Consider the following 6,543-nt stretch of genomic DNA (forward strand, 5'->3'; position numbering starts at 1 on the left):
TTGGGAGAGTATGCGGAGGCCCGCCGCATGGGCGAGGACGCTCTCGCCCGCCGCCGCCGTGTTTTGGGTGAGGACCATCCCGACACCCTCAGCTCGATCAACAGCGTCGCTGCCATCCTGCACTCTCTCCGCCTATACCCGGAGGCTGTCGAACTCCTAAAAGATGTACGCGCCCGCTGCCTACGCGTCCATGGCGCGAAGCATCCTGAAACCGCGCAGGTCACGAGGAATCTCGCCGCTTCGCTGAGCGCAATGGGAAAGACGCATGAGGCTCAACAGTTGACGGGCCGGAAGACGAACAGGGGCAAGCGCCGCTTCGGCCGCAAGCGACGGTAACGTCGCATAGTCAGTGTCTGACTGCGTGACAACGTAGACACAGCGGCGGACAACCACACGCGCCGGCGGCCCATCGCGGCAGGTGAGAGGCACAGCGGCCCCAAGGTCGGGCGTCTACCCAGGTTGCTTCGGGGCGAAGTGGTCGTGACGGCAGACTCTGACGGCAACGTCAGCAGACTGGATCGGCCTTGGGCGCCTCCCCGGGTACTCACCAAGCTCTGTCGAGTGCTCGGCACCCAGGCAAGAAGTTCAGTTGATCGAACTCCTAAAGCGGGTGTCGCAGGTTCGAATCCTGCCGGGGGCACAAGGGCAAAGGCCCCGGACCGATCATGGTCCGGGGCCTTTGACATCCACAGCTGACATCAACGAGCACGGTCACTGACGACCGGGACGCCTCCTGAGCAGCCGATCCATGTGACTCATGGCCTCGCGCTGCGTGTCCTGCACAACGTGCGTGTAGACGTCCATGGTGATGCTGATCTGGCTGTGCCCGAGGATCTCCATCACGACGCGGGGCGCGACTCCGGCCGCTGTGAGGAGGGTGGCGGTGCCGTGCCGGGCGTCGTGCAGCCGGACGACTCGGATGCCGGCGGAGTCGGCGATGCGGGTGAAGGAGCGGTAGACGTTCCGCGGCTCGACCTGGCGGCCGGTTCGGGTGGTGAAGACGTAGCCGGATGCCTGCCACTTCTCCCCCGCCTTGGCGCGTGCGGCGGACTGCCGCATCCGGTGCCAGCGCAGCGGGGCGATACAGAGCGCGGGCAGCGGAACGGCTCGGCGGCGGCGGCTCTTGGGGTCGTCGTCGTACAGGACACCCCGACGGCGCTGAGTCTGCTGGCGGACGTAGAGGACCCGGTTTTCGAGGTCGAGATCAGACCAGCGAAGGCCGATGATCTCGCCCCGACGGAGCCCCATGGCAATGGCGAGCACGAAGGCCGCGTAGAGCGGATCTCTGCGAGAGGCGGCGAGGAAGTCGAGCGTCTCGTCCAGCGTCCAGGGCTTCAACTCCCTGTTGTCCGTGCGGGGCGGCTCGACCAGCTTGGCGACGTTGCGCGTGATCAGTTCCTCGCGGCAGGCGGAGGACAGAGCGGAACGGAGGACTCGGTGGGACTCCTTGGCCGTTGCCGCGGTGGTCTCCTTCTCCAGGCGGACGAGGAAGCGGCGTACGTCGGCGACGCCGAGGGATTCGAGCCGCTTCGCGCCGAGGATCGGCACCAGGTAGAGCCGGACGTGCGACTCGTACTTGTCGTACGTGCTGAGCTTCCGCCGAGGCTTGATCACGTTGTCCAGCCAGTACGGGAGCCACTCGGAGAGCTTGGCCGACCGTGTGGGAACGGGCACGCCCTGGTCGACCTTGGCGAGGAGCTCCCGCCTCTTGGTGTCGCACTCGGCCCAGGTCTTGCCGTAGGCGAACTTGCGGGCCCGGTGCCGTCCGGCTGGAGCACGTAGACCGCGCACTGAAACCGGCCGTCCTTGCGCTTGGTGATCGTTCCCGCGCCGTTGGGATTGCGCTTGCGCTGACCGGCCATCAGGCAGCCGCCTCCAGTTCGTGAGAGATGTAGTCACTGAGGGCCCGCGCCGGTATGCGGCGGCATCGGCCGATGGTGATCGAGGGGAGCCGACGGGAGCGGATCAGGTCGTAGACCGTCGACCGGCCGAGCTTGAGCCGAGCCATGACGTCAGCCACGGTCAACAGCTCTTCGTCGTCACGATCAACCAAGGCGGCACACGCATCACTTGGACAGCCCGACCAGCGCTCTTCCTACCCCTGGCACACCGGCGAAGCCTTGAACTTCCAGCCTGCGCATACGACTTCAAGCCCCACACCGAGTACTGAGTTACAACTTTCTCTACTGGTTCAAGTGCCCGCGCGAGGCGCGGGCTGGCCCCTGGGCCCGGCCCCCACACGCCTACGGCGCAGGGGCCGGACCCTGGGGCCGCAGCGAGCTACGGCCCACGAGGCGAGACCTGGACGGCAAGCCGCGGTCAGAACAATGCCTCCGGCGGGGATTGGCCGGCACCGGGATGGAGGGGGCGCCGCCGCCGACCGCGGGCCGTCGTGGCGGATGCTGGGGGCTCCCATCCCGCACACCATCGACCCAGGCAGAGCCGAGCAGACGTGGCCCCTGGCGTCGCCTGCCCCACGGTGTGTGGGTCGACGGCGTACGGGATGAGAGCTGGGGTGAGTGGTGGGTGAGGCAGGGGGTCAGGCCGGTCGGAAGACCTGGACCTCGTGCCGGGCGAGCGGCACCTGTAGTTCCCACCTAGGGTTGAACAAAGAGGATCAAACGAAGTGGATCTCCGCTTCAAGTAGCGGCATAGCGCCGAGGAGGCACTCATGGCCGGAAAAGCCAGCATCGTGCTGGCCCACGGCTTGTGGGCCGATGGATCGTGCTTCGCAAAGCTCATCCCCGCACTCCAGGCCGAGGGTCGCGAGGTCTTCGCGTCGCAGCATGGGCTTGATTCGCTCGCAGGCGACGTCGACTGCGTAACCCGCGCGATCAACCACGTGCCTGGCCCGGTCGTGCTCGTGGGCCACTCCTACGGCGGCACGCTGATCACCAAGGCGGGCGTGCACGACCGGGTGGGCGCGCTGGTGTACATCTGCGCGCTTGCCCCGGACGACGACGAGACCTCGCAGCAGCACCTGGCCGCGTTTCCCAGCTCGCCGGTTTTCGAGCACCTTGAGGTTGCCGACAACCGCATCTACCTCAAGGAGTCGGGCATCGGCGACTTCTGCGGCGACCTGCCGCTGGAGGAACAAAAACTCGTGCTGGCGACCGCTAACCCGCCGATCGCGGACCTCTTCGACCAGCAGGTACCCGGCAATGCCTGGCGAGCGAAGCCGAGCTGGTACATCGTGGGCACCCAGGACCGCACGGTGAACCCGGACCGGGAGCGCGCTTCCGCCGAACGGATGAAGGCCACGACCGTCAGTCTCGACAGCAGCCACGTCCCGATGCTCTCTCAGCCCAACGCTGTCCTCGAGGTCATCCGCAACGCTGCGAAGACCCTGGAGTAGGGCCGAGGACCGCGGGGCACGCCGCCTTTGGGCATCCGTGCGCGTCGCCGCCGGCCGTAAAGAGGTCTCGACAGAACTCGGTGCGGTACAGCAGCGAAGTACAGCAACCCCGTCGGCCAGCACCAACCGTCCATGCTTCTCACGGCCCGCCCAGCCAGCCCGACAGACCTCGGTGACCTTCGTGCCCATAGCATCGAGCGTCGCACAGGTCGGCCGGCGACTTGACTCGACCAGTCAGGCTTCGCCGACCGCGTGGTCTCCTGGCAGCAGGGACCCACGGAGGACGTCAGCGAGTGTGCTGAACACACGCACGTCACCGCCTCAGGTCAGCCCCCACCCGATTTCGCAATCTCCGTTACTTGTCCGCTCGGTAGAGCTTGATGTCCTTGTTGACGAACAAGTGGACGTAGCCGCACCGCCAGCAGATCAGGCCCGTGGCGTTCTCGCCGGCCAACTTTCCGAGCATGAACTCCATGCCGGCGCTGTTGAGCAGGACACGCCGCTCTCGGAACAAATCCCCTTGGCAGACCTGGCAGTTGAGCCAGACTTCCCCCAGTGCTGCACGTACCGGCTTCGCCATCCCGTGAATTCCCCCGTTCTTGCCGAGTGGTCGGAACCGAGACTACGGGGCAGTGCGAGCCGTCCACAGCCCGCGTGAGCGCGCAATAGGGCCGTCTGCACGGGTCTCGCCATCTGGCGGCCAAGAGTGCGGCAGAGAGGCACACGCGTGCCCTCCGCGTGCCCGGTCGAACAGCAACCAGCGGGGAGCAGCGGGGATCCTCGGCGAGTCCCCCGAGAACCCGCAGCTCAGCGTCTCGCCAGCTCAGCCCGCATCCGGTTACGCGATCTTCCAAGCTGGTGCTCTGGGGCACCGTCAAGCCGCTGGCCAAAGCCGTTACGCCCGTGCAGCCCGTGCAGCCCGTGCAGTAGCCTTCCCGCGGAGGGGTGCCATGTCTGCGTGGATCATGTTGGGCTCCGGCTGCTTTGTCGTAGTCCTGGGCGTGTTGACCTTGACCGGCAGCCGGGGAATCGCAGCGTATGCGCGATCGCCTAGGGCTGGTTGGGGTCGGATAGCGATGGGTGGCGGCTTCGTCCTGGACGGCGGAGCTAAACTTCTCGGCTTCTCTTCCGGAGCTGGGATGGTTGTTTCCTCCATTGCCCTGGGGCTCGTCGTGCTCGGTGCGGCGCTTCACATCCGGACTGGAGTGTTCGCCAGGGCTCGTCATGCTGGCGACGGAGATTAAGCGGCGCCCTTACTCCCTGGCCAGGACGACCGTCAAGTGAGCCACTGATGTCTGACACCAGCGGCTGACACCAACAGCCGTGAACACGGTCGGATTTCGGCGTACTCCAGCGGCCGGCGTCGAGCCGCTTTCCCGGCGAAGTGCAGGGTCCGGAAGACGCCATGATCGACCTGATAAGGATGCGGTCAGACCTGAGACCCGTGCCGTCAGGGCGCTGTCGCCAACCGATGGCCGACGCGCCCTTGGCTTGCCAGAGTCGCACCTCCGTACCTTCGACGCAGAGTAGTTCCTCTAGGGTGCGATCATGCCTAGATTCGCCGACTTTGACGCATCGTCCCTTCGCCGCACCAGCTCAGTTGAGGGTGGGTTTCCCTGGAGGGGGCAGACCGTCACTTTGCTTCGAGTCGACGCGAAAGGCGTCGTCACGCAAGCAACCAGGGTCACGGAAAAGCGAACGATGCTGGCGCAGGCCGGCACAAAGGATCTGATACTGGCGGCATGGCCTGGCCAGTGGTCCCAGGACGTCTTCATGGTGGACGATCTCAAGGCTGCCCGGGAAGCGCTGGGCTGACGCTGCCGGGCCGTCCCTGGGCCGTGCGGGGGTGCTCAACGACGACCAACGCTGACAACCGTCGACAGCCAAGTCGCAGGTCGCAGCGTTGGTCGCTTACACGGCCGCAGGTCAGAGACCCGGCCCTTCACTTCTTCGGTTTCTGATTCGAGTGACTGCGGCACAATCTTGGTCCATGGCCAAGTCCCCTGATCTAGCGGCTCTCTATCCCGACATTGCGGCCGAAGGTAGCCTCGCCGCAGCGCTCCAGACCGTTGCGGCCAGGGATGGCATCTCCGTCCCGTTCCAGGTCTCAGAGTCTGACCCACTGCTCTATGCCGCCGTGGCGAGCACCGTTCCACACCGGACGGTCTTGGGCATCTCGGGGTGGGTGGTCGAACGGCGGTGGTCGATCCGCGGCTGCGAGGCGTTCCAAGGATTGGCACTCGTCGATGGATGGACGGAGGACCTGACCCAGGTCGTCCGTGCTGCGCAAGCCTGGCACGAAGGGGCGGAGCTGGCCGACATCCAGCGAGCGGCGCCGTTCGTGCATCTCACCGGCCGCTACGAAGTGGAAGTGGCAGAACACGATTCGGCGCAACTGACCGAGTCCGAGTGGCAGCATCTGCGCACGGAAGCGCGCGAGCTGGACTGGCCCGAGTACTACGCGCTCATCGAGGCGGCGTATGCCGAGCCAGCGCTGCGGTGTCTCTACCCGTTCACCAGCCACTGGACGCTGCGATTTTCTACCAATACCCGCCCTGACCTCACCGTCGTCCCGATGTGCCTGGACGCTCATCGGGAGAAGCCCTACACCGTTAGCGCCAGCTACATGGGTGAGGTCCTCGCCGAGACGACGACTGCGGAGGAGGCAGTGGCGGCGGCTGTCCGCCATCTGCCCCAAGCGGCCGACTGACGTGCCCGGCAGACCTCGGTGACCGTCGCGCCCATAGTTCGCATCGAGAAGGTCACCAGCGCAGGTCCCCGTGCCACTCTCGTGCCAGAACGGGCGGGGAATCAGGGGGAGTCAGGGTGCGCAGGGGGACACGCCGCCGGATCTGCCCAAGGCGGTGAACCCGCAGGTCAGGCCTGTGACCACCCCACCTCGCTCCTAAAGCGGGCGTTGTTGCAGGGGCGGCGATCGCCAGCCCAAGGCCGATCCGCCGGCCGGAAGTAGGGTGAACCTTCACAGGGGGTGCAATGAGGTCTCTCGCGATCACGTGGACTCTGTGGAGTCACGGCTGGGCTTTCGTCAAGGTGGCTGACGATCAAGGCGAGGCGGAGATCATCGCTTCGTACGTCACCGACGGGCCTGAGCAGTTCCTGTACGCGGTTGCCAGGCTCGTGCTGGGTGACGGAGAGACGCTCGCTGAGCTGGAGGGGGAGCCTCAGAA

At 66.1% G+C, this 6,543-nt stretch carries 5 protein-coding genes, 1 tRNA gene and 2 pseudogenes; 6 read left to right on the top strand and 2 right to left on the bottom strand.

Annotated features, from left to right (window positions below; genetic code table 11):
• Positions 1-336: tetratricopeptide repeat protein (locus tag AQJ27_RS52730; protein WP_159064446.1), on the top strand; the 336-nt coding region annotated here is incomplete at its 5' end.
• A gap of 246 nt (positions 337-582) precedes the next feature.
• A tRNA-OTHER gene (locus tag AQJ27_RS56580) sits at positions 583-637 on the top strand.
• 74 nt (positions 638-711) lie between these two features.
• Here AQJ27_RS56580 and AQJ27_RS32995 read toward each other — a convergent pair.
• Positions 712-1,862, bottom strand: a pseudogene (locus AQJ27_RS32995) (tyrosine-type recombinase/integrase).
• On the bottom strand, positions 1,862-2,020 hold the full coding sequence (locus AQJ27_RS33000; protein WP_425275242.1) for a helix-turn-helix domain-containing protein: 159 nt from the start codon (positions 2,018-2,020) through the stop codon (positions 1,862-1,864). Before AQJ27_RS33000 ends, AQJ27_RS32995 begins: the two are co-directional and overlap by 1 nt.
• A 651-nt stretch (positions 2,021-2,671) precedes the next feature.
• Between AQJ27_RS33000 and AQJ27_RS33005 the strand changes: the two genes are divergently transcribed.
• The 4 genes and pseudogenes from AQJ27_RS33005 to AQJ27_RS57975 all read left to right on the top strand — a co-directional run.
• Positions 2,672-3,355, top strand: coding sequence for an alpha/beta fold hydrolase (locus tag AQJ27_RS33005; protein WP_067376493.1), 684 nt, complete (start codon positions 2,672-2,674; stop codon positions 3,353-3,355).
• Between the two features lie 1,548 nt (positions 3,356-4,903).
• On the top strand, positions 4,904-5,170 hold the full coding sequence (locus AQJ27_RS33015) for a hypothetical protein (RefSeq protein WP_067376499.1): 267 nt from the start codon (positions 4,904-4,906) through the stop codon (positions 5,168-5,170).
• A 175-nt stretch (positions 5,171-5,345) separates the two neighbouring features.
• Entirely contained in the window at positions 5,346-6,065 is a 720-nt protein-coding gene (locus AQJ27_RS33020) for a DUF6193 family natural product biosynthesis protein (protein WP_067376502.1), read from the top strand.
• A gap of 284 nt (positions 6,066-6,349) precedes the next feature.
• Positions 6,350-6,543, top strand: a pseudogene (locus tag AQJ27_RS57975) (hypothetical protein); the annotation flags it as partial.

This window comes from Streptomyces olivochromogenes, from assembly GCF_001514115.1.
Lineage (GTDB): Bacteria > Actinomycetota > Actinomycetes > Streptomycetales > Streptomycetaceae > Streptomyces > Streptomyces olivochromogenes.

Bases quoted from the DNA above. Each gene is read 5' to 3' on its own strand.
- AQJ27_RS33020 (WP_067376502.1), top strand. From the start codon at position 5,346: ATGGCCAAGTCCCCTGATCTAGCGGCTCTCTATCCCGACATTGCGGCC.
- AQJ27_RS33005 (WP_067376493.1), top strand. From the start codon at position 2,672: ATGGCCGGAAAAGCCAGCATCGTGCTGGCCCACGGCTTGTGGGCCGAT.
- AQJ27_RS33015 (WP_067376499.1), top strand. From the start codon at position 4,904: ATGCCTAGATTCGCCGACTTTGACGCATCGTCCCTTCGCCGCACCAGC.